This window comes from Mesorhizobium sp. M1328, assembly GCF_040318075.1.
In the GTDB taxonomy this organism is placed as follows: Bacteria; Pseudomonadota; Alphaproteobacteria; order Rhizobiales; family Rhizobiaceae; genus Mesorhizobium.
In genome coordinates, this window is record NZ_JAMYLO010000031.1 from 19,871 (window position 1) to 42,346 (window position 22,476).

Annotated in this window: 16 protein-coding genes and 4 pseudogenes; 9 read left to right on the top strand and 11 right to left on the bottom strand. The window is 60.7% G+C overall.

Going from position 1 to position 22,476, the window contains the following annotated elements; translation table 11 throughout:
• Positions 1–60: 60 nt before the first annotated feature.
• Both NKH23_RS31820 and NKH23_RS31825 read left to right on the top strand, forming a co-directional pair.
• Positions 61–1,806 carry a type I secretion system permease/ATPase gene (locus tag NKH23_RS31820; RefSeq protein WP_352719971.1) on the top strand — a complete coding sequence of 582 codons (1,746 nt, stop codon included), beginning with the start codon at positions 61–63 and terminating at the stop codon, positions 1,804–1,806.
• A complete protein-coding gene (locus NKH23_RS31825; RefSeq protein WP_352720098.1) occupies positions 1,806–3,116 on the top strand; it encodes an HlyD family type I secretion periplasmic adaptor subunit in 1,311 nt (436 codons plus the stop codon). The genes NKH23_RS31820 and NKH23_RS31825 overlap by 1 nt, the downstream gene beginning before the upstream one ends.
• A gap of 149 nt (positions 3,117–3,265) precedes the next feature.
• On the opposite strand, the gene nadE is transcribed toward NKH23_RS31825, so the two are convergent.
• The 3 genes and pseudogenes from nadE to NKH23_RS31840 form a co-directional block, all read right to left on the bottom strand.
• Positions 3,266–4,099, bottom strand: coding sequence for an NAD(+) synthase (nadE, locus tag NKH23_RS31830; protein ID WP_352719972.1), 834 nt, complete (start codon positions 4,097–4,099; stop codon positions 3,266–3,268).
• Positions 4,100–4,540: 441 nt separating this feature from the next.
• Positions 4,541–5,317: pseudogene (gene xth / locus NKH23_RS31835) on the bottom strand (exodeoxyribonuclease III).
• Between the two features lie 122 nt (positions 5,318–5,439).
• On the bottom strand, positions 5,440–5,622 hold the full coding sequence (locus NKH23_RS31840) for a DUF3606 domain-containing protein (protein WP_352719974.1): 183 nt from the start codon (positions 5,620–5,622) through the stop codon (positions 5,440–5,442).
• 459 nt (positions 5,623–6,081) lie between these two features.
• On the opposite strand from NKH23_RS31840, the gene NKH23_RS31845 reads away from it, so the two are divergent.
• Positions 6,082–6,285 (top strand): CsbD family protein, encoded by a 204-nt coding sequence (locus NKH23_RS31845; protein ID WP_352719975.1) that lies wholly within the window; start codon positions 6,082–6,084, stop codon positions 6,283–6,285.
• A gap of 766 nt (positions 6,286–7,051) precedes the next feature.
• Here the strand turns inward: NKH23_RS31845 and NKH23_RS31850 are convergent.
• The gene (locus NKH23_RS31850) at positions 7,052–9,601 is read right to left on the bottom strand and encodes a caspase family protein (protein WP_352719976.1); all 2,550 of its coding nucleotides are present in this window, start codon (positions 9,599–9,601) and stop codon (positions 7,052–7,054) included.
• Between the two features lie 407 nt (positions 9,602–10,008).
• On the opposite strand from NKH23_RS31850, the gene NKH23_RS31855 reads away from it, so the two are divergent.
• Together NKH23_RS31855 and NKH23_RS31860 are read left to right on the top strand one after the other, a co-directional pair.
• Positions 10,009–10,845, top strand: coding sequence for a PA3715 family protein (locus NKH23_RS31855; RefSeq protein WP_353036390.1), 837 nt, complete (start codon positions 10,009–10,011; stop codon positions 10,843–10,845).
• A 124-nt stretch (positions 10,846–10,969) separates the two neighbouring features.
• A complete protein-coding gene (locus NKH23_RS31860; RefSeq protein WP_352719979.1) occupies positions 10,970–11,518 on the top strand; it encodes a class I SAM-dependent methyltransferase in 549 nt (182 codons plus the stop codon).
• Positions 11,519–11,855: 337 nt separating this feature from the next.
• On the opposite strand, the gene NKH23_RS31865 is transcribed toward NKH23_RS31860, so the two are convergent.
• Positions 11,856–12,089 carry a DUF6429 family protein gene (locus tag NKH23_RS31865; RefSeq protein ID WP_352719981.1) on the bottom strand — a complete coding sequence of 78 codons (234 nt, stop codon included), beginning with the start codon at positions 12,087–12,089 and terminating at the stop codon, positions 11,856–11,858.
• 168 nt (positions 12,090–12,257) lie between these two features.
• Positions 12,258–12,449, bottom strand: a pseudogene (locus tag NKH23_RS31870) (3'(2'),5'-bisphosphate nucleotidase CysQ); the annotation flags it as partial.
• 327 nt (positions 12,450–12,776) lie between these two features.
• Here NKH23_RS31870 and NKH23_RS31875 point away from each other — a divergent pair.
• Complete coding sequence (locus tag NKH23_RS31875) at positions 12,777–14,363, top strand: adenylate/guanylate cyclase domain-containing protein (protein ID WP_353036393.1); 1,587 nt, start codon at positions 12,777–12,779, stop codon at positions 14,361–14,363.
• A gap of 153 nt (positions 14,364–14,516) precedes the next feature.
• Here NKH23_RS31875 and NKH23_RS31880 read toward each other — a convergent pair whose 3' ends face one another.
• The 5 genes from NKH23_RS31880 to NKH23_RS31900 all read right to left on the bottom strand — a co-directional run bounded on the left by NKH23_RS31880 (position 14,517) and on the right by NKH23_RS31900 (position 20,761).
• A complete protein-coding gene (locus NKH23_RS31880) occupies positions 14,517–14,762 on the bottom strand; it encodes a type II toxin-antitoxin system VapB family antitoxin (protein ID WP_352719987.1) in 246 nt (81 codons plus the stop codon).
• A 233-nt stretch (positions 14,763–14,995) separates the two neighbouring features.
• Positions 14,996–15,784, bottom strand: a complete 789-nt coding sequence (gene cysQ / locus NKH23_RS31885) for a 3'(2'),5'-bisphosphate nucleotidase CysQ (RefSeq protein WP_353036404.1) — start codon at positions 15,782–15,784, stop codon at positions 14,996–14,998.
• A 10-nt stretch (positions 15,785–15,794) separates the two neighbouring features.
• Complete coding sequence (gene cysN, locus NKH23_RS31890) at positions 15,795–17,732, bottom strand: sulfate adenylyltransferase subunit CysN (protein WP_353036396.1); 1,938 nt, start codon at positions 17,730–17,732, stop codon at positions 15,795–15,797.
• Positions 17,733–17,734: 2 nt separating this feature from the next.
• On the bottom strand, positions 17,735–18,640 hold the full coding sequence (cysD, locus tag NKH23_RS31895; RefSeq protein WP_353036398.1) for a sulfate adenylyltransferase subunit CysD: 906 nt from the start codon (positions 18,638–18,640) through the stop codon (positions 17,735–17,737).
• Between the two features lie 600 nt (positions 18,641–19,240).
• Positions 19,241–20,761, bottom strand: coding sequence for an integrase catalytic domain-containing protein (locus NKH23_RS31900; RefSeq protein WP_353036400.1), 1,521 nt, complete (start codon positions 20,759–20,761; stop codon positions 19,241–19,243).
• An 80-nt stretch (positions 20,762–20,841) separates the two neighbouring features.
• On the opposite strand from NKH23_RS31900, the pseudogene NKH23_RS31905 reads away from it, so the two are divergent.
• The 3 genes and pseudogenes from NKH23_RS31905 to NKH23_RS34735 all read left to right on the top strand — a co-directional run.
• Positions 20,842–21,102 (top strand): annotated as a pseudogene (locus NKH23_RS31905) (hypothetical protein); the annotation flags it as partial.
• A gap of 65 nt (positions 21,103–21,167) precedes the next feature.
• Positions 21,168–22,357 (top strand): IS3 family transposase gene (locus tag NKH23_RS31910; protein ID WP_353036402.1). Its coding sequence is split into 2 segments (ribosomal slippage): positions 21,168–21,417 and positions 21,417–22,357, totalling 1,191 coding nucleotides; the frame shifts between segments, so codons are not numbered across the junction.
• A gap of 21 nt (positions 22,358–22,378) precedes the next feature.
• Positions 22,379–22,476, top strand: a pseudogene (locus NKH23_RS34735) (IS630 family transposase); the annotation flags it as partial.

Genomic DNA, 22,476 nt, shown 5'->3' on the forward strand with positions numbered 1-22,476 from the left:
CGAGCCTGATTTCGGGCACGATCCTTGCGCCTGGACCGAACTGGAACCGATGTGAAGGCGATGTCGCATTCCCATTCGTCCGAGCCGCCGCGAACAACGCTCGCTGCGGTTTTGGCTTCTTTCCGCCGCGCGATCGCTGGAATTGCCCTGATGAGCGGCGTCGTCAATGTTCTGGCGCTGACCGGATCGTTCTTCATGCTGCAGGTCTATGATCGGGTCATACCCGGCCGCAGTGTGCCCACACTCGTCGGGCTGACCGTATTTGCCGGCACGCTATTCATTTTTCAAGGCGTTCTTGAGCTTGTCCGGTCGCGGTTGCTTGTGCGCATCGGGATGGCCTTGGACGCGCGATTAAGTGGGCAAGTCTATACCGCCCTTATGCGTTTGCCGTTGCGCACCAAGCTCCCAGGCGACGGCCTCCAGTCGTTGCGGGATCTTGACCAGGTGCGTTCGTTTCTGTCGAGCACTGGTCCGACAGCGCTTTTCGACCTACCCTGGATGCCGCTGTATCTGACAATTTGCTTCCTGTTCCATTTCTGGATCGGCATGACGGCGCTGGCCGGCGCCATCGTTCTCGCCGGCCTGACTCTGCTTGCCGAAGTTCGCACGAGGGAGCCTGCGAAGAGGGCAAACAGCCAGGCGGCGGCGCGCAATACGCTTGCGGAGGCGACGCGTCGCAATGCAGAGGTTCTGCAGGCGATGGGCTTTGGCGCGCGCATCGCCGAGCGCTGGTCAGGCGTCAACGCCGATTATCTCAACACCAACGCAACAGCCAGCGACCTGGCTGGGACGCTCGGGACGATCTCGAAGGTCCTGCGCATGATGCTGCAGTCGGGTATACTGGCGATCGGCGCCTATCTGGTCATCCATCAGCAAGCAACAGCCGGTATTATGATCGCCAGTTCGATTATGATGAGCCGGGCGCTCGCACCAGTCGAACTGGCTATCGCCCATTGGAAGGGTTTTGTCAGTGCTCGCCAGGCATGGACCCGGCTGAGCCAGCTTTTGGCCATGCTTCCCCAAACCGCCACGAGTGTCTCGCTGCCCGCGCCGGTATCTGCTCTTGCCGTCGAAAGCATCAGCGTCACGCCACCCGGCGAGCGCCGTGTGGTTGTGCAGGATGTCGGGTTCGCGCTAGAAAAGGGTGCCGGCCTTGGCGTCGTCGGACCGAGCGCGTCTGGAAAATCTTCACTTGTCCGGGCAATAGCCGGAATATGGCTCCCGATCCGGGGAACGGTCAGGCTCGATGGCGCGACCCTCGACCAATGGTCGCTGGAAGAGCTCGGCAACCATGTCGGTTATCTGCCGCAGGATGTGCAGCTGTTCGATGGCACCATTGCCGAGAACATCGCGCGCTTCGAACCTCGCCCGCCGTCTCACAAGATACTGGCGGCTGCGCGAGCCGCCGGCGTTCACGATCTCGTCGTCCATTTGCCTGAAGGTTACGAAACTCGGATCGGCGAGGCCGGGACGGCGCTTTCGGCGGGCCAGAGACAGCGAGTTGCGCTCGCACGAGCCCTCTACGGCGATCCGTTTCTCGTCATCCTGGACGAGCCTAATTCCAACCTCGATGCCGAAGGGGAGGCCGCGCTGGCGGCGGCAATTGAGGGCGTGCGGGCGCGAGGCGGTATTGCTGTAGTGGTTGCACATCGGCCGAGCGCGCTTGCAAGCCTGGATCAGGTCCTTGTCATGGCAAATGGCCGTGTACAGGCGTTTGGCTCCAAGAATGAGGTCCTGGGCAAGGTAACCCGTCCGGGAGGCGTTCCTCTGAAGGTCGTCTCCGGCCCTGAGGAGGCGACACAGTGATGACGCAACATGCGGCGTCCGCGATCGACCGGACCATTCGACGCTATCTGTTGGGCGGTGTCGCGGTGTGCGTGCTCCTGGTTGGTGGGGCGGGAAGCCTGGCCGCGGTCACGGAGCTTTCCGGAGCCGTCATTGCTTCGGGAAGGCTGGTTGTAGATTCCAGCGTTAAAAAGGTGCAGCATCCAACGGGAGGCGTGGTCGGTCAAATCCTCGTTCGAGAAGGCGATGTTGTGAAGGCGGGCCAGGTCTTGATCCGTCTCGATGAAACCGTCACCCGGGCCGATTTAGCCATCGTCACCAAGAGCCTGGACGAATTCGAGGCCCGGCTGGCCCGCCTCGAAGCCGAGCGCGATGGCAATGACGCCATCGCCTTTCCAGCTTCGCTGCGCTCGCGACAGGGCGATCCTGAGATCCGGCGTGCGATGGCAGGCGAGCAATCCTTGTTCGAGTTTCGTCGCCAGGCACGCGCTGGCCAGAAGGCTCAGTTGGAAGAGCGCATTGCTCAGCTCAGCGAGGAAGTTTCCGGTCTGACCGAGCAAAGGGATGCTAAAAGCCAGGAAATCAATTTGATCGGGCTTGAGCTCGACGGGATGCGCAAGCTCTGGCACCGCAAGCTGGTTTCAATCGATCGCATAACGACGCTTGAACGTGATGCAGTCCGGCTTGAAGGCGAGCATGGCAAGCTGACTGCGGCAATCGCGCAATCGAAGGGCCATACGTCCGAAACGCGTTTGCAGATCATTCAGATCGACCAGGATTTGCGCAGCGAGGTGGCAACCGAACTCCGTGACGTCCAGGCAAAGCTCGCCGAGTTGGTTGAGCAAAAGGTCTCGGCCGAAGATCAACTCAGGCGTATCGATATACGCAGCCCGCAAACTGGCGTCGTCCATCAGCTTGGCGTGCATACGGTCGGCGGCGTCATATCTGCCGGAGAGCTCATAATGCAGATTGTCCCTGTGACAGACGACCTGACCGTCGAGGCGCGCGTGGCCCCGCAAGACATCGATCAGCTGACACCAAGGCAGGACGCAACCTTGCGACTTTCGGCCTTCAACCAGCGGATAACGCCTGAGCTAAATGGTGTAGTCAGTGAGATCTCCCCCGATCTCAGCATCGATGAGCGAAGCGGCACGAGCTTCTATACCGTGCGGGTCACACTGCCGCGCACAGAGCTTACGCGGCTGAAAGGCCTGACCTTGGCGCCCGGCATGCCTGTCGAGGTATTCTTCTCGACCGGGAGCCGGACAATGCTGTCTTACCTCGTGAAACCTTTGGAAGATCAAATCCAGCGGGCATTCAGGGAGGAGTGAGTTCGCGCGCTGGCCTCGGCCATACGTGCCGACACTCTCGACCGCATGACCGCATGCGGAGCTGAAAGAGCAACGCATCGCTCCAGCGGAAGTTCAGGCTGCGGCAAGCCCATTGGTCGCGTATGTCGAGACAACTATTGCCGATGCGCCTATGTCGAACTCGTCATGGCAATCGGCGTGACCGGGAGCGCTCGCTTGTGGGCTGTGCTGGAATGCGCATGAAGTATGCGCCTGCGCGCCGCTTCGTTGATCTCCCGGCCTTCGAGGAAGTCGTCAATCTGATCGTATGTGAGACCATATGCATCTTCGTCAGGCCGAAGCGGGACGAGGTTCTCCAGGTCGGCGGTCGGAATCTTGTCAACAAGTTCAGACGGAGCGCCGAGATGCGCCGCCAAGGCGCGAACCCTGCGTTTGTTCAACCCGGAAAGAGGAAGAATGTCGGCGGCACCGTCGCCGAATTTGGTGAAGAAACCCATCAAGGCCTCAGCCGCATGGTCGGTGCCGATGACCAGCCCGCGGGTGGCGCCGGCGAGCGCGAACTGGGCGATCATGCGTTGACGCGCCTTGATGTTGCCGAGCAAGAAATCCTTGCGGCCTGCATCGCCAAGCTCGACCCCAGCCAGCTTGATCGAGTCCAGCATCGCGTCGGCAGCCGGCTTGATGTCGACCCGGTGCACTTCATCCGCCGCAATGGTGTCCAAGGCCCGCTGGGCATCATGCTCGTCTGCCTGGGTGCCGTACGGCAGACGAACGGCCAGGAATCTGGCGTCGTATCCTGTCCTTCGCAGTTCCTCGACGGCGCGTTGAGCCAGAAGGGCGGCGGCGAGTGAATCCACTCCGCCGCTGATCCCCAGCACATAGCTGCTTAGGCCCGACGCACGCAGATAGGTGCTGAGAAACTCCATGCGCCGATGCGCTTCCAGCGCGACATCGAAGCTCGCAGTGACCCCCAACGCGTCGATAATCATTTCCTGTTCTGTCATTCGCAGAAGTGCTCCCGAGGTCATAACATTCCGTCCAGTCGCGCGGCCACAAGGCCGACGGTGGTCACTGTCTCGACCTGCATGCCGCAGCGGCTCTCATGGATCGCCAGCATGCATCGTGAGTCGAGTCAGCTACGGAACATACCGCATCTGCGGCGATGACCACTGGCTTAGATCGATTGCTCCCATCACAGACGCGAGCACCGGGACCTCCGTTTCCGCGCCCGACGATAAGTGAATCAATCCCCGCAGACCGCAGCCGAGCATGCAGTCACCCGTGCCAAGCAGCCATACGGGTTTGTCCCGAGCAAAGCGGGCGGCACGAACCGCGCCAGTTCCGGAACAAGATCCATCAGTTGAGGATCTAGCCGATCGCGGGCCTTCGTCTCCCACCTTTGGTTCGTTTCGGGAATTCCGATCGACCATCTGTATTCCTCCCGGTCAATTGAGCTCGATCCAGGCCGGCGCATGGTCGCTTGGCTTGTCCCATCCGCGAAGCTCGACATCCACGCCGGCATTGCGCAGCCGGCCGGACACTGAGGGGCTCACAAGGAGATGGTCCATTCGCAGGCCGGAACTCCGATCGTAGCCGCCACGGTAGGAGAAATTCCAATAGGTGTAGATGCCCTTCTCCGGATGGATGCGCCGGACGGCATCTATCCAGCCAGCTTGGAGCATTTTGGCATAGGATTGCCGACTTTCCGGGAAATAGACCGCATCGCCCAGCCATCGGCTCGGCGCCACCGCGTCGATCGGGGTTGGAACGACGTTAAAGTCGCCGCACAGAACGCTTGGCACCCGGTCCTGGAGCAAATGCTGGCCGTAGCTGATGAGACGATCGAACCAGCGTAGCTTATAGTCAAACTTTGGGCCAGGCGCTGGATTGCCATTGGGCAGGTAGAGACAGCCCACGACAATCCCATCCACCTCGGCCTTGATATAGCGGCTGTGGGTATCGTCGGGATCCCCGGGTAGGCCGCGTCGACGTTCCACCGGCTCGATTGCGCGAGCGAGGATTGCAACACCGTTCTAGGATTTCTGGCCGTGCCAGATCGCGCCGTAACCCGCCTCCCTGATCGCTTCGGCAGGAAACTTGTCGTCCGACGTCTTCAATTCTTGCAGGCACACGATGTCGCAGTCGCTTTCGCCCAACCACTTCAGGAGCACAGGCAGTCGGCCGTTGACTCCGTTCACATTGAAGGTGGCGATGCGGGTCATGTGCACGCCCTCTTATGAAGACCTCGCGGCAGTCGGTCATAGGGCAATGTGGCCTATCCCCTGCGCTGAACCTCGAGCTCTTGATATCGCCAACTTCGCCGGCCTCCTGTGGGGCTGAAGGCTCACTTCCTGCCCAGCTTGTCTTCGACCTTCTTGCGAGTGTTGCCGAGCGACTTCACCGCCGACTTGACGTCAGCTTTGTTGGCGCCGGTTTTGCCCGCCTCATACTTCATTTCATGGTCCTGCCCACCAGCGATCCTTGCCCGGTCCTGGTTGCGTCCACGCGTTGTGCCAGTGTTCGCCATTTCTATCTCCAACGATAGCCTTCCAGTCACCAGACAACGCGGCCGGACTCTTCCGGTTCAATCCCGCGACGCGCAGGGGATGGAGCCAGCTCCCAGGCAGGGGTATCGAATGAGCCCTTGTATTCGGATCCGGCATGTCGCTACCGCGGGGCGGACCTAGCGGGCCGAAGCCTGGGAGGGTTATTTCGACATGGATGATCTTGCGCAGGAAAGCCGTACTCCTCTCGCTCAACACGTCACGCTCCGCTCGTCGTTTGCGTTCGCCCACGGCGCCGCATCGCCTGTCGACGTGTAGTAAAGGGCCTTCGTCGGGGAGGTCGACGCGTCCCCAAAGGCCCACCATCTCCTAATTGGCGCCGTCACCTTCCCAACTGGAGACGTGAACATCAGCGATCTTCGTCCCGGAACTCCCAGGCCGGACGACCGTTTCCCCTTGTGTAAAACAATGGAGGATATGTCATGGACTGGAATCGGGTCGAAGGAAACTGGAAGCAGGTCAAGGGTAAGATCAAGGAAAAGTGGGGCAAACTTACCGATGATGATCTTGATCGCATCGCTGGCAATCGCGATCAGCTCGAAGGCAAGATCCAGGAACGCTATGGTATCGAAAAGGACCGTGTTCGGCAGGATATTGACGACTGGTATGATCGGCAAGTCTGGTAGGATCGCGTCAAGCGGTCATTTACAAGAGGCGCTGTTTATTTAACGGCGCTCATTGGTGCGCTGGCAGTTGCAAGGCCAAGCCAGCTCGTGTTGAGACAGCCAGCGGTCCGACCCAGCCGCTGCGATCGTAGGGCGCAGACCGAACAGCATGTGAGTTATGCGCTGACCGGCTGCCGTCCGGCCTTCCGCGATAACGCCATAGGCGCGAGCGTGGGCGCTGTTAAGTTCTCCGGGCGGCGGACCTGATGTCCGCACGGCCGGCGCCTCCCGCCCCCGAGCTCCCAAACGGGCGCCGGCCAATCTCGTCTAGGCGGCAGCATTTCCGTCAAAGGCCGGTTCTCCCTGCTGTCTTTTGTCGTGTTCGGCGGGATGTCGATGACAACTGGCAAGTCTGGTAGGATCAGAAAGCGCCATCGGACGCTAGGCTCGTGCAATCCTTCTTCAGTCTGACCTGATCAACCCCAGCCGCCTCCCCCGCTTCCACCGCCACCGCCACCGCCACCAGAAGGAATGACAGGCGCGGGAACAGGCTCGTCCTCAACCGGTATAATTACTTTCTTCGCGGTTTTTTGTTTGCGAACGGGCTTGACGACCTTCGGCGGAGGCACCCGGCGGAGAATCTTCGGCTGGGGCGTTTCGACCAGCGGCGTCGGTTCAACCCTCGGAACCAGGGAAGTGCAGGCCATGAGACCCGCCAAGAAGCCGGATAACGCTGTTCCAAGTATTGCTTGTTTCAATACTCTGCCCGCCATTGTCTCCTCCTTGGTCAAAACAAGTCCCGACGCGGATTGGCTTCTTCCCAGACTCGTCTGGCCGCGTTAACCAGTTGAGTGTCTTGTGAACCGGAGCCGGCAAGCTTCGATTTCAGTTCCTGTCGCAGCTGCCTCAACGCCGCTGTTTTTGGCTTCGGTCCGAACTTTGCCAGCGTCCTCTGCGCGTCCGGCAGTTCCTTGCGCACGTCAAGTGCGGCCGCAAGTGCAAGGAAGCGCACGGCAAGGGCCTGATCGGCCTTGTCGCCCTTTTGCATTTCGAGGGCCGCTCGATCGTAAGCTGCGGACGGATCACCCCGAGCGATCCCAATTTCGAACAATCTTTGCGCTTCTGCGAGGCTCCGTTCCACACCGACACCGTCCCGATACATGCGTGCGAGGCTGCCAGGCGCATAGGGCTGGCCGAGATCGATTGCCTGCTGAAACAGCGCTAGCGCCGTATTGGGATCCTTCTCCACGCCCTGCCCGGACAAGTAATTGCGCCCGAGCAGGTTCATGGAATACATGTCCCGCCGCTGGACACCGGCTTGCAGGAAGGCAACAGCGCGGGCCGGGTCAGCGGTTACGCCGTTGCGGCCCTCGGTGAAGATCGCAGCCAGATCGTTCATCGCATAGGTGTGCCCCATCGCTGCCGCCTTGAGCAGCAGGTCCAAACCCTTGCCGGTGTCGGGCTTGACGCCATAGCCATTGAACAGGGCGCGACCCCACGACGTCATTCCGTAGGGATCGCCCTTGCCGGCGGCCGCCGCGTAGAGGGCGTTCGCCTGGGTGCGGTCGAGGGCCATCCCGGTTCCGGTCGCAAACATGTAGCCGAGTTCGAACACTGCGCGAACATGTCCCTTCCTGGCCGCCTCCTCGATGGCTGTCTTGGCTTCTTCGACCTTGCCTGCCGCAAGCAGCGCCCGCCCCAGTTCATAGCGGAAGCGCGGGACTTCGGGATAAGCCTTTACCGCGGCCTCGCAAAGCTCCACCGCGCTAGCGCCAATCTCATTCGGCAGCAGGCCGGGGGTGACGCCCTGCAGATCGAGAGGTTCGCCGGCAGCCGTGTCGCACGGATCGGTCCTCGGTGACAGTTTCATCGTGGCTGGCTTTGATGAGCTGCTGTCCGCCCGGATTTCGAAGCCGACCTCGACCTTGGCTTCCGCGCCGATCTGAGGTTCATAGCGCAGCCGGTCGACCTCTCCGGCCATCAGGCTCGACTGCGGCGACAGGGTTCGATCAGGCAGCGAGAGCGTTCCCGTTGCCGGATAACTCGATACTTTTAGGCTGACGGCGGGATCATCGGTCGGGAAATCCAGATTCAGCGCAACTGGACCCACGCCCACGGGAACGTCGATGTCGCGGTTTTCGATCGCCTCGGCCGCACCGGTGATATGAATGCCACGCTCCAGCACCTGCTGCTTCTGCTCGGCCTCGAGCGAAGCCATGATCTGTTCGCCTTGGACGCCTTCGCCGCTCTTGACCCGAAACACTACGATGCCTTGGGTCTGGCCGCCCCAGTTGTCATGCGTCGCATAGGCCAGCATGTCGACCTCTTCCTGCGGGGCGACTCCCTTGGGAACATCCATCTGCAGACGCGGTAGATCCTTGCCCTGGATGGGCACGCCCAACTCGACAGGCTTGCCGTCCAGCATCAAACGCCCCAAAGCGGGCGGTCTTTCGATGCTCAGGGTAATCGTGCCACCATCGACATCAACCGGTTCCGGCAGGCCCAAGTCGACCGGTCCGACTCCCGACAGCACGACCTTCTCCAGCACCGGCGGCAGCGAGGGTCGATTGCTGCGGCGCATCAGGACAACTTCGTCGATCAGCGATGAGTTCTCCCAGGGAACCTGGAGGCCGTTTGTGGCCTCGACCACATCGCGGCGCACCGCCGCCATCACGGTGCGGATCTCCTGGTTCGGGGCCAGCGCGCGACGGGAAAACGCCGCCGAAAACGGGCTGAGTTCGCCGGCGCCGTCATAAGCCGCCGCCCCGGGTTCGGTGGCGAAAGCAATCAAGGTGTTCAGCGAGCTTCTCACCTGTGCGAGCCCGGTATTGCCGGCAGTGATGAGCTGGTCTCTCAGCCAGTAATTCTTGCGCGGAAACGGATTGTTGCGGCAGGCATCGAGTATGATCACCTGAATCTTTGACTTCGAGCGTAACTGTTCCAGCACATCGTTGAGCTTGATGGCCTGGACTTCGATGTCCGCCGCCTGCTTTAAGGAGGCATCGACCGGGATCAGAAAATTTTCGCCGCCGATCTGGAAACCGTGGCCGGAGTAGTAGACGACGGCCAGTTCTGCGCCGTCTGCAGCGGCAAGATAGTTGCGGAACTGCTCCTCGAATTGCAGCTTCGTCAGATCGCTTGCGACGAAGACCTCGAACCCTGCCAGTCGAAACGTTTTGGACACGTCCTCGGCATCGTTGGCCGGGTTCTTGAGTGCGGGGAATTGTCGGTACTCCGAGTTGCCGATGACAAAGGCGACCCTTCGGTCGGCGCAAGCGTCAAAGGTCGTGAAGCTCGCGAAGAGGAAGGCTGCGATGATTCCGCAAAGTCGGAGCATGGCAAATCCCTTGAACGCTGTTGCCTCGCCCACAAGAACACGGCACGTGGTAGCAAGGTCCGTCAGAGAGCATGCAGTCTGCCGAAACAAAAAGAGAGAAAAGCCGTCGCGACAGCGGGCATATTCCTCACTTGATCGAATGCTAAATTACATCAGTGACCGAGTGTCTGCAACTCTGTCGCACCTCCACGCGTGCTCTTTAGATCCCTGGTCGCTCTGCTCGGTCGGCGATGCGCAACTTACGAACTACAGCGACTGGTCAAATCCGGGTGCGCGCCGATGCAGTGCTGCTGTTCCAAGGCGCGTAAGCGTCGCCGTTAGACTCCGCTTCCGTTAAGCCCTGTCAGCCGCCACCAATCTCGCGTAGACATGCCTGCCCGCATCCGGCGCTGCGACGTGAGAACCCTATGCGTATACTGTCGCGTACCCTCTTCCTTTTCCTAGGCCTCTGCCTGACCAGCCTTTCGCCCGCCAGGGCCGCGGCGGGCGATTGCGGTGATGCTGCCGCGCTGGTGCAGCAGGCCTATCCCAAGGCCCGAAAAAGCGCCGACGGCACCTCGTTCACGCTTGAACCGCATATCAGCATCGCCTCAACGCTCCCGGAGAGCGATGCGCCATTCGACCTGGTCTGCAAGATCTGGCCCGCCCACGACGACCTGCTACTGGTCGCAGTGCCGCTGATTGACGCCGCTAACGGCGACCACTTGCATGTCGGCGATATCGAGCTTCTGGTCGTCGACAGGAAGAGCCTGCGGGTGCGCCAGCGCCTGCTCCAGCCCGGTCTGATGACCGATGACGCAATTGTCATCGACAAGGTGGAATTCGACACCGGCCATTATGCACTGGCCCCCGGTGTCACCGCATTCGGCCTGCGCATCGAAATGGCACACCATTCGCTGACCGCTCCGTTCACTGAAACCGACCTGCGGCTCTTCGCTCTCGTCCGCGGTGAACTCCACGTGGTGCTCGACGGCCTCGTGGTGGCCGGCTCTGGCGGCGATAGCGATGGCAGTTGCGCCGAATCCTTTCATTCCAGCCAGGTCAGCCTGGCGATGAGCCCGGCGAGCCATCAGGGCTATCACGATATCACCGCGGTTGAGCGGTCGACTACCGATAATCCCTCCCCCGACCAGAATGGCGAATGCCAGTCCCATCCCAGCAAGCCTGTGAAGCGGACCTACCGGGTGCGCTATGACGGCAGCCGCTATGCGGTTCCGGTGGCACTCAAGGTGATGGGGTTGTGACGCGGCCGCACACGTCCCTGCCTTGGTTCGTCAATGTGATCAATTCCAGTTGAAAGGGTATCGATCATTAATTCTCTCGTGGTAGGAGGCGCTCAAGGGGGCTCTTCCCAAAGGAGCTGATGATTTGTGGTGGTCAAGATTCAAAAGGGGTTTTGCAGGAACGTGGGACGACAGACTTGACGGGCTATTCTCCGCAAAGGTCGACTACGCCGGAAAATCCATTCTCGATGTTGGCTGCAATATGGGCGTTGTCGCCTATGAGATATCCAAGCTGAAACCCAGCTCGATCCACGGGATCGACATTGCCAAGCCGCATATCGAGACTGCAAAAATGTTATTGAGCGGCTCCCCGGTACACGCCCGGTTCGATCGCCTGAATCTTGGCAGCCGGCGCCTCGGCAATATCCTTCTCCCGAAATACGATATCGTCCTGCTGCTGGCCGTCTATCAGCACATGCAGCGCAACATCGGCCCAGGCAAGGCGCGAAGGGTGCTTTCCAATATTGTCAGGCGCACCTCAAACGTTGTTGCCCGCGTTCCGCCGGGAACGGATGGCGAATTCATCGAAACGCTTTCTGACGACGGGTTCCAGGTTAAGAGCACTCACACATCGCCCCTTGGTAGTCATGTGCTGGTGCTTGAGAAACCCGCTCTAGGAAATCCGCAGCCATAGAGATTTCGCATCACGAGTGGCAATCTGCCCCACTAACATCCCATGTGTCAGCAGCGGCGCCGACCCGCTGCTGGCTGCAACTCCGCCCGGGAGCCCCATTCGCCGGCAGAAGCATCTCGCGGCTGGACTTCGCCAATGCCGTTGACATTGAGGGTCGCGGCTGCGGTGTTCTCTGCCACTGCTTGACAGACTGGATGCGCCCGTTGGCGTAGGTAATGAAGACGAAATTGGGCGCCAAGGCGAGAGCATCGGCCGTCCCGCTGCTGTCAGTGCGCTGCCGGTCGAAAATCAACCATGTGCGCCATCATCTCTTAGGCGCCCGCCCTGCGCTCATGACTCATGGCGCCGGGCGGGTGAACAGAGTTCGGAATTGCTCCTCCGCACGCCGCAGTCCTTCATCTGTCAGAACCACTGACTTCGCCTTGTTTGCTGGATTCGCGATCAGCCCCTTCTCGTGCAAGCGATCCAGAGCGTTCCAATCCAACCCCTTCCAGGCGCGCCTCTCTTCATGCAGCGTCAGCCAAAGCAGGCCCAGAACGGCATCGTCGATCTTGTCGGTGTCGATCTCCATGCAAGCAGTCTAACACGCGAAAGGGCCTCTGCCACGATCCACACCGGATGGTTACTCCCTGCCGCGAGCCTTCGGCTGAAAATAAGTGCTTCACTCAGACGTCGCGTGCGCGACAGCGTCATTTGCGCGGTGGACGAGCCGGGATGGGATCGGAGTTCATCATGGTGCCTAAGCGGCCGTGGCAGCCTTGCCGCTGGCAATGAAATGCGGATTGGCGAAAATCCTCGTCGTCGCTCTGGTTGCGCTTGCCGCAGGCGAGCGGCGCACCATCCAGCGTGCGCGTCATGCCGCCGGCAGCGCGCGGTACCGCGTCGCCCGGTAGCGGTGTCCTCATTCCATAGTGCGGCCGAAACGCGGATACGTTTTGCTGGACACTTTCTTTTCCGACGCGCTCTCCGGCCCGCAGAAGTCTTAACCTTGCCAGAGGTGAATTTTTGACCCCAGAGCGGTTATGGCGAAGCGCATTCCGGGCCACAACCGACTTTGCGACATCCCCTTCACTGATTCACTGCCCGTCTGGCGCCAGAATGCGAAATCCGCTGTGAGGCTCGGGGCTTAGCTACCAACCGCTCAAGGTCGGTCCGACGTTGCAGGTCTGACGTGTTTTCATCGAGCCAAGACTGACTCTAGTACCGTGCCGGGAATGAGCTATAGTTCAGATACTAATGAAGGCCGGGCGCTTGCACAATGGCTGGACTGGGTGAACAGATTGCGCGTCAGCAGCGCACCATGGGACCGCTCCTGGTGGCGGCAGTGGTCATCGGCCTTATCGGTCTGCCCGTCGCAGCCTGGCTCGACCTCCGAGATCTGTCGGAACGGATGCTGCGCAGGCAAGCCAGCGAAATCAGCCGGATCATCGACGAAATGCGCGGATTCTACGGCAGCGACGTCGTGGGACGCGTGCTGCAAGCAGACGGCGCCGTGACTGCGACGCACAACTACCGGGACGTCCCAGGCGCGATCCCTATTCCAGCAACCCTCTCGATTGAACTCGGCAAGCGCATCAGCGCTCACGACGGGTCGGTCAAATATCGGTTCGTCTCGGATCTGCCTTTCAAAGGTCGCGCCCCCCACCAGCTCGATGTATTCGAGCGGAATGCAATCCTTGCTTTGCGCGCCAACCCGAAGGAGCCGATCATCGAAGTCTCGGGCTCACTGTTTGATCGGCAGGTCCGCGCCGCGGCCCCAGTCGTTATGGGACAAGTCTGCGTGACGTGCCATAACTCACATCCGGACAGCCCCAAGACTGACTGGAAGGTAGGGGATGTCCGAGGGATCCAGGAGATATCAGTCAATCAGCCTATCGCTGCGAACGTCCTCACCTTCAAGTATCTGCTCCTATATTTCGGCTTCGCGGCGGCGGCGGGCCTGACGTTCATTCTCCTGCAGCGTCGGCAGTCCGCGTTGATTCAGGGCATCAACAAGGAGCTTTCCGAGGCAAACGACTTCCTGGCCGCGATTTCATTGAAGATCGCCAAATACCTTTCGCCTCAAATTTACAAAAGCATCTTCAGCGGCCAGAAGGACGTCACCATCGCGACCGAGCGCAAGAAGCTCACGATCTTTTTCTCCGACGTCAAGGATTTCACCGCGATCGTGGAACGGCTCCAGCCCGAGGACTTGACACTTCTCCTCAACGAGTACTTCACCGAGATGTCGACGATCGCGCTCAAACACGGCGGCACCGTCGACAAGTTCATCGGCGACGCGCTTCTTGTGTTCTTCGGAGACCCCGAGACGCAAGGCATCGAGGAAGACGCGAGAGCCTGCTTGCGCATGGCTGTCGACATGCAGCGTCGGGTGGAGCAGTTGAACAGGGTGTGGCGTGACCGCGGAGTTGAACGGCCCTTCCGAGCTCGCATGGGCATCAACACGGGCTATTGCAATGTTGGGAACTTCGGTTCCGATGATCGGATGGACTACACCATCATCGGAGCCGAAGCGAACTTGGCGGCCCGTCTGCAGTCGATTGCCGAGCCCGGCGGCATCTGCCTCAGCTATGAGACTTACGCGCTCGTGCGCGACCTTGTCCGGGCGCGTCCATTAGCACCGATTGCCATGAAGGGGATCAGCCGGGAGGTTGTCCCCTATGAGGTCGAGGGCCTCCTGGGGGAACTCGCCCAGCGTCCTCAGGTCATCAGCGAGCACGCGACTGGCCTCGACTTGTTCCTCGATGTTGAGGCAATCGACGAGAACGGGGTCGAGCGGGCGAAGAAACGACTTTCGGAGGCGCTCCTGGCCTTAACCATCCGAAGCAAGTCCGCCGCATTTTAGGTTCTTGAACGTGATGCAATCTGGACCGTGGCCAGCCACGTAAAGTCGGGTTCAACACCGTTCAGCGTTCAGCTGCGCCGGGTGCCGGCCAGGAGTTCGCGCGCATCATCCTCGTTGGTCATCAGCGCCGTCAGGGCCGAGGCGTCGATGAAATCAGTCATTCTCGTACAGGCTGTCGCGAAACGCCTTGTCGGCGGGCCTGCCGTGATCAGGCTTGCCCCGGGCTCGCAGATCACGGCAGACCCTGACGCCGATCTCTACCAGGGACGGTCTAGCCTGTTCGCGCTCAAGCTCATGCTTGAGCGCGGCATGGACGGCCTCTGTCAGACCAGTCCTCTTAGGTGCGGCGACCCGGCGGGCCAGTGCGCCGGTCTCGGGATTTTTGATGTGGAACGCCATCACTCGCTCGTATAGCCGTTCAAGTGTATCGGTATTTAGCAATTTGGATACACTGTGCGAAGGCCCCGCAGCATCGACCGGACACGAAGCGAATCGGCCACGCGACCCAACTGTAGGCTGGATGGGGATAGTGCCGTTGTGTTTACAGACCTCGAGCGGTATCTGAGGTCGCTTCCATAACTCACTTGTAACACCCGCACTTTCGTACGGGCCTGGAACTGCGCAATCATCGTCTAGCCAGATCCAGCAGCCTTGCCGCTGGCGATGAAATGCGGGTTGGCGAAATCCTCGTCGTCACTTTGGTTGCGCTTGCCGTAGGCGAGCAGCTGACCATCCAGCGTGCGCGTCGTACCGCCGGCGGCGCGTAGCACCGCGTCACCTGCGGCAGTGTCCCATTCCATGGTGCGGCCGAAGCGTGGATAGACGTCCGCCTCGGCGCCGGCGACGAGGCAGAATTTCAGCGACGAGCCTACCGAAACGATCTCGGCTGCGCCAAGCGCGCGGATATAGGCGTCGGTTTCCGGAGTGTTGTGGGAGCGGCTGGCAACGACTGTCAGCGGCACCATACCGGCCCTTGCCGAAATCGGCTGGCGATCGACGATTTCATAGTCGTCATTGATCTCGATCGTTTCCGCTTTGCCCGGCCGGCCGGAAAAGAAGCGGCCGGTGCAAGGCGCGAAAACGACGCCGATCTCCGGCACACCATGGCGAACCAGCGCGATGTTGACGGTGAAATCGGTGCGCCGGTTGACGAACTCCTTGGTGCCGTCCAGTGGATCGATCAGGAAGAAGGCGTCGCCGAGATCCGGCGCCATGATGCCGGCCGACGCTTCTTCCTCGGCCACGCATGGAATCTCCGGAAATGCGCCACGCAGCCCGGCAAGGATAATCTTTTCGCTCTCGCGATCCGCCTCCGTCACTGGCGAACTGTCCAACTTGCTGTCGACCGCACAGCCGGCACGAAAGACGCGCATCACCTCGCGCCCCGCCGCCAAGGCAAGGTGCTCGAAGACGGCGAGCATCGCTTCGTCGTCAGATACCGCCGCCGCTGTCATATTGGTCTTCGGCAATGTCCCGCTCGTTCAGCCAGTGTTCCAGGGCGTCCACCATCTCCTCGGCCGATCTGCCGAGTGTCTTGAGATGGATTTCGGGCCTTTCCGGCACCTCATACGGTGAATCGACGCCGGTGAAATTCTTGATTTCGCCGTTCAACGCCCGCGCATAGAGGCCCTTCGGATCGCGCCTGGCACATTCCTCGAAGGGTGTGTCGACAAACACCTCGATGAATTCGCCGTCGGCCATCAGTTCGCGCGCCATGCGCCGCTCGGCGCTGAACGGCGAAATGAACGACACGATGACGATCAGCCCGGCGTCGGCCATCAGGCGCGCGACTTCGGCGACGCGGCGAATGTTTTCGACACGATCGGCGTCGGTGAAGCCGAGATCGCGGTTGAGGCCGTGACGGACGTTGTCGCCATCCAGAATGTAGGTATGACGGCCGGTGGCGAAGAGCTTCTTCTCGAACAGATTGGCGATGGTCGACTTGCCCGAGCCCGAAAGCCCTGTGAACCAGAACACGGCCGGTCGCTGGTTCTTCATATCGGCGCGGGCGTGCTTGCCGACATCGAGCGACTGCCAATGGATGTTTTCGGCGCGACGCAGCGAGTGCAGGATCATGCCGGCGCCGACTGTGGCGTTGGTTATGCGGTCGATCAGGATGAAGGCACCCGTCGTCCGGTTCTCGGCAAAAGTATCGAAGGCGATCGGCGAGCGTGTCGAGATGTTGCAGATACCGACTTCGTTCATTTCAAGCGACTTTGCCGCCTCATGGGCAAAGTCGTTGACGTTGACCCGGTATTTCAGGTCGGTGACGGTGGCGCTGGTCTGGTCGGTCTCGGTGCGCAGGATGTAGGAGCGGCCGGGCAGCAATGCATGTTCGTCGAACCAGACGATATTGGCCGCGAACTGATCGGCGACCTGCGGCCGCGCTGCAGGCGACACCAGCATATTGCCGCGCGAGACCTCGACCTCGTCGTCGAGGACGAGGGTGATGGCTTGGCCGGCGACAGCCTGCTGAAGGTCGCCGCCATGCGAAACGATGCGCCTGACACGGGAGGACTTGCCCGATTTAGCCACGACCACCTCGTCGCCCGGCGCAACCGAGCCAGAGGCGATGGTGCCGGCGAAACCGCGAAAATCGAGGTTGGGACGGTTCACATATTGGACAGGAAACCGGAACGGCAATTCGACTGCGGCCTCGTCGACCAAGACGGTTTCGAGATGTTCGATCAGCGTCGGGCCGGAATACCAGTCTGTCCTGTCGGATCGGCCGGTAACGTTGTCACCGTAGCGGGCCGACATAGGAATGGGCACGATCGTCTGGAAGCCGAGCTCACGTGAGAACTTCGCGTAATCCGCGACGATCTGTTTAAAAACCGCCTCGTCGAAGCCGACAAGATCGATCTTGTTGACGGCGAGCACGATGTGGCGGATGCCAAGCAGCGAGGCAATGATCGAATGCCTCCTGGTCTGACGCAGTACGCCCTGGCGGGCATCGATCAGCACGATGGCGAGATCCGCGGTCGATGCACCTGTCGCCATGTTACGCGTGTACTGTTCGTGGCCGGGCGTGTCGGCGACGATGAACTTACGCTTTGGCGTGGCGAAGAAGCGATAGGCGACGTCGATGGTGATGCCTTGCTCGCGCTCGGCCTCGAGGCCATCGACCAGCAGCGCGAAGTCGACGTCGTCGCCGGTGGTGCCGTGCTTGCGCGAATCGCGCTCGAGCGTGGCCAGTTGGTCCTCGAAAATCTGCTTGGTGTCGGAAAGCAGACGCCCGATCAGCGTCGACTTGCCGTCGTCGACCGAGCCGCAGGTCAGGAAGCGCAGCAGCGACTTTCGTTCCTGTGCCGCCAGATAGTCGCGGACTCCGTCGGTCGGGGCGAGGCTCTTGGCCATGATGTGGCGCATACTCAGAAATACCCCTCGCGCTTCTTCTTTTCCATCGAGCCGGCTTCGTCGCGGTCGATCAGACGACCTTCCCGCTCGGAAGTGCGCGCCGTGAGCATTTCGCCGACTATCGCCTCCAGAGTGTCGGCGTCCGAGTCGATCGCGCCGGTCAGCGGATAGCAGCCGAGCGTGCGGAACCGCACCATCCGGTTCTGCACCGTCTCGCCGGGCCGCAGCTGCATGCGTTCGTCATCCCTCAGGATGAGCATGCCGTCGCGCTCGACGACCGGCCGCTCCTTGGCCAGATACAGCGGCACGATCGGGATGTCTTCCTGGAGAATGTACTGCCAGATGTCGAGCTCGGTCCAGTTCGACAACGGGAACACCCTGATCGATTCACCGGCAGCGATGCGGGTGTTGAAAATCTTCCACATCTCTGGCCGTTGGTTCTTCGGATCCCAGACGTGCTGGGCGTTGCGGAAAGAGAAGATGCGCTCCTTGGCCCGCGACTTCTCCTCGTCGCGTCGCGCGCCGCCGAAGGCAGCGTCAAACCCGTATTTGTCGAGCGCCTGCCGCAGCGCCACCGTCTTCATCACGTGCGTGTGGGTGTTGGAGCCGTGGTCGAACGGATTGATGTTGTCGCGCACGCCGTCTTCATTAACATGGACCAGGAGGTCGAAGCCGAGCTTTTGCTGCATCTGGTCGCGAAAGGCGATCATTTCGCGGAATTTCCAGGTCGTGTCGACATGGAGAAAGGGAAAGGGCGGCTTGGCCGGATAGAACGCCTTCATCGCCAGGTGCATGAGCACGGACGAATCCTTGCCGACCGAATAGAGCATCACCGGCTTGGCGAAAGCCGCGGCCACCTCGCGAAAAATATGGATGGATTCGGCTTCAAGCCGCTGAAGGTGCGTAAGTGCGATATTCATGGACTGTGAGCGTTCTTTCGTACCGATCCACGGAAGGGCCTGCGTCGGAGGCGACCCTCAGCCGCCCGATTCAAACTGCACTTCTGGACAATCTATTCTCGTGCGGGCGTTCTAGCAGATCGTTTCGGTCCAGAACAATGCAAGAGAGGCCTGCGGCCGAATGGTTCGGGAATGAATTTTCCATACAGCCGGTGAAATCGGGAAATTTCTGCTCACGGACCCTTGCGCCTAACAGGGACACGAAAATATTGCGTCGGCTTGTGACGGTGAGAGCCAGGAGCGCTCTCCTAAGACCCGTCCGCCTCGTTCAGGCGACGCAAGCCTAGCGACGAGGTTCCTAGCTAGAGCGGTTCCCCCTTTGACGGAATCAAAGGGGATTCCAGATTTATCTGTTTTGTGATTCAAGATGCTGGCTGGAGTGGAGGCCAGCATCGGATGACCCGACCTCTGCGGCGCGGCGATCAGGATGAGATTCGTATTGCCTCGCCCAAGAGTGTTCCCAAAGAACAATGCCGTTGCCTCACTCGGATGTTCTCGATTGCCTCACTGATTGTTCCCGAGATTTAGCCTCTGCCGATCCTGTGTTGCTCAGGGATGATCTCACTGCACGACCTCTACAATTTCCGTCCGCGCGGCATCGGCGAATGGCCCGAACACCAACGCATTGGCTTGCGTACTGCGCCAGATCTTCATTCGACGCTGCACGGTTCGAATGAGGCCGTCGGGATACACGCCGGGATATTTGACCTGCAAGCGTTCAAGCAACTCTCGTGACGTTCGCCAAGGCTCTGCCTCGAACCATTCCTCAAGCTCGGCCGTGACAGCAAGGAGAGGATCGGGTCTGCGCCGCTCTCGCTTGACCGCCGGCTTGGGGCGGGCGGTCGGGTTCACTTCCCCACCACGCCACGCAATCCGCAACCCGGACAGAAAGTCTTCGAGCGGCAATGCCTCGCCGTCGGCGGCAGCCGAACCGTCCGGCTTGTCGGCGATGTCGACCAACCTCTCTTGTGCCAGGCGTATGTCGCGCAGCAGCCGAACCGGATCGAGCGTCAGGTACATCGCCTTGAGGCGAAGGCGCGTATCCTCCGGCGTGCGTGCATCGTCAAGCAGCCGCTGATAGGGCGTGGCGGGACGATGATACCGCTTGACCACCCTGGCTCCGTCACGATGCTTTTCTTTCAACTTAAATGATGGCTGAAAGAAATTGATGAACAACCGCATCGAGGAATAAAGCTTGGCTAGCTCCCGTGTGGCTTGCAGTCCCTCGAAGCGTCGATATCCAACGATCTTACGCACGACCGCGCCATTCTTCTGCTCGACAAATGCCTGGTCATTCTTCCGGTAGGGGCGGCAACGGGTGAGTTCGATATTATCACGCAAGCAATACTCCTGAACACTCTCGTTCATGAAGACGCTGTCGTTGTCGGTGTCGAAGCCCAGCAGCGGGAACGGCAGCAACTTGCGCAGTTCGGCCAACGCAGTGATCAGGACCGTTTGCTCGCGAACCAGCAGCGGCGCGCATTCCGTCCAGCCCGTGGCGATATCGGTCAACACCAGGGTTTGCGAGAAGGCGCCCTTCGCGTATGGGCCGGAATGAGAAACAAGATCCGCCTCGACAAAGCCGGGTGCGGGGTCATCCCAATCCGAGAAAGTCCGAACTGGAACACTACGCCGGATCGTCGTTGATCCTTTCCGCCGCCGCGGCCCGCTGGCACTCGCCTTAATGTCCTTGAGAACGCGATCAATCGTCGCTGGGCTCATCGTCAACAATTGCCGGCGGGTCTCGCTATCCATAGCGCCGTGTCCGTGGCGTTCCATCGCTTCGATCAGGCTTGGCAAGAGCGGGTGTAGTCGCTTCCCGCAGATTCGATCCGATGCCTCCCAAACGACGACGAGAGCGGCGCGCACCTCATCACCGTAAACCCGCCGCCCCGGCCGAGGACCATTCTTCGCCGGCGCGCAGTCTCCTCGCAGCAGTCGCATCGCATGCTTGCGATGAAAGCCAGTGAGGGCCACGAATTCGTCCAACATCCTCGCCTTTTCGGCCCGCCCGCCTAAAACATAGCGTCCACTGATCGCCGCCACCAATTCCGCTCGTGTCGCCATGCTCACCTTCCTCATCACAGCTCCCGAAGTTGTTGATTCGGGAGCAAATTAGATGAGGCAACAAACCAATTTTAGGGAGCAGTTCAGGCGAGGCAATGCGAGGTCTCTCCCAGATCGCCGCGCTATACCGACCTCTTTCCAATGATCTTCGCGAACGTGTTGTAGCGGCGGTTTTGGGTGGCGAGAGCCGCCGGTCGGCCGCCAAACGGTTCGGCATTTCGGTTTCGGCGGCGGTGAAGTTGTTGCAGCGCCATCGGGTGACTGGCTCGGTCGCGCCGGGCAAGATGGGTGGACATCGCAAGAGGTTGCTGGAGCCGCACCGTGCCTTCATCGAGGCGCGTATACGTGAGACACCGCTGACCTTGCGCCTCTGATCTAATCCGGTTTGAAGTTCGTTCTGGCCCATCGAGAGGACCAGGACATGAAACGCAGCCGCTTCTCTGAAGAGCAGATCATCGGAATTTTGAAGGAACACGAGGCCGGGGTATCGGTTGCCGATCTGTGCCGCAAGCACGGGGTCAGCGACGCCTCGATCTACAACTGGAAGGCCCGCTTCGGCGGGATGGATGTGTCCGAGGCTCGGCGGCTGAAGGCGCTGGAGGACGAGAACACGCGGCTGAAGCGGCTTCTGGCCGACGCCATGCTCGACAATGCCGCGTTGAAGGATCTTGTGGGAAAGAAATGGTGACGCCCGCGGCCAAGCGGAAAGCTGTCGCTCGCCTGAAGGAAGGCTTCGGGATGAGCGAACGGCGGGCGTGTAAAGCCATCGGCTGTTGCCGCATGACGGTTCGCTACGAGACCAGCAGGCCGGACGACCGCGAGGTTCGCGAACGGATGAAGGCGATCGCGCAGGAGCGTCGTCGGTTCGGCTACCGGCGTCTTCTCGTGATGCTGAGGCGGGAGGGCCTGGTCGTGAACCACAAGAAGCTGTTCCGGCTTTATCGGGAGGAGAAGCTCGCCGTTCGCCGCCGTGGCGGCCGCAAACGGGCGATCGGGACCAGGGCGCCGATGCTGGTGCCGCTGAGGCCCGACGAGCGCTGGTCGCTTGACTTCGTATCGGACCAGCTCACCGACGGGCGCCGCTTCCGCATCATGGCCGTCGTCGACGACTGCACGAGAGAGTGCCTGGCACTCATCGTTGATACGTCTCTCTCGGGCATGCGGGTTGCCCGCGAATTGGACCGGCTCATCACCGAGCGGGGCCGGCCCAGGATGATCGTCAGCGACAATGGCAGCGAGTTCACCTCGAACGCCATCCTCTCCTGGGCGGATCAGAACCGCGTCGAATGGCATTACATTGCGCCCGGCAAGCCGATGCAGAATGGCTTCATCGAGAGCTTCAACGGCCGACTGCGCGATGAACTGCTCAACGAGACGCTGTTTACCTCGCTGGCTCAGGCACGCGTAGCCATCGCCCTGTGGCACGCCGACTACAACACCGCGCGGCCGCACTCCCAAATCGCCTGGCAGACCCCGGCCGAGTTCGCCAGCACCTTCAATCCGCGACGGTCGCTCGCGCTGCGCTATGCCAAAGGCTCCGCGCCAGCGCCCGTCGCTTCACCCGCCCAGCAGGGCACAACCCACGCCGGAAACGAACTCAAAACTGGATAGAAACTGGGGGCAACGTCACCGCATCTGACGCTGCACGGTTTGAAGGATGAGTTGGCCGCACGCGGGGTCAAGGTCTCGCACAACGCGGTCTGGATGTTCTTGAGGCGCGAGGGCCTGAG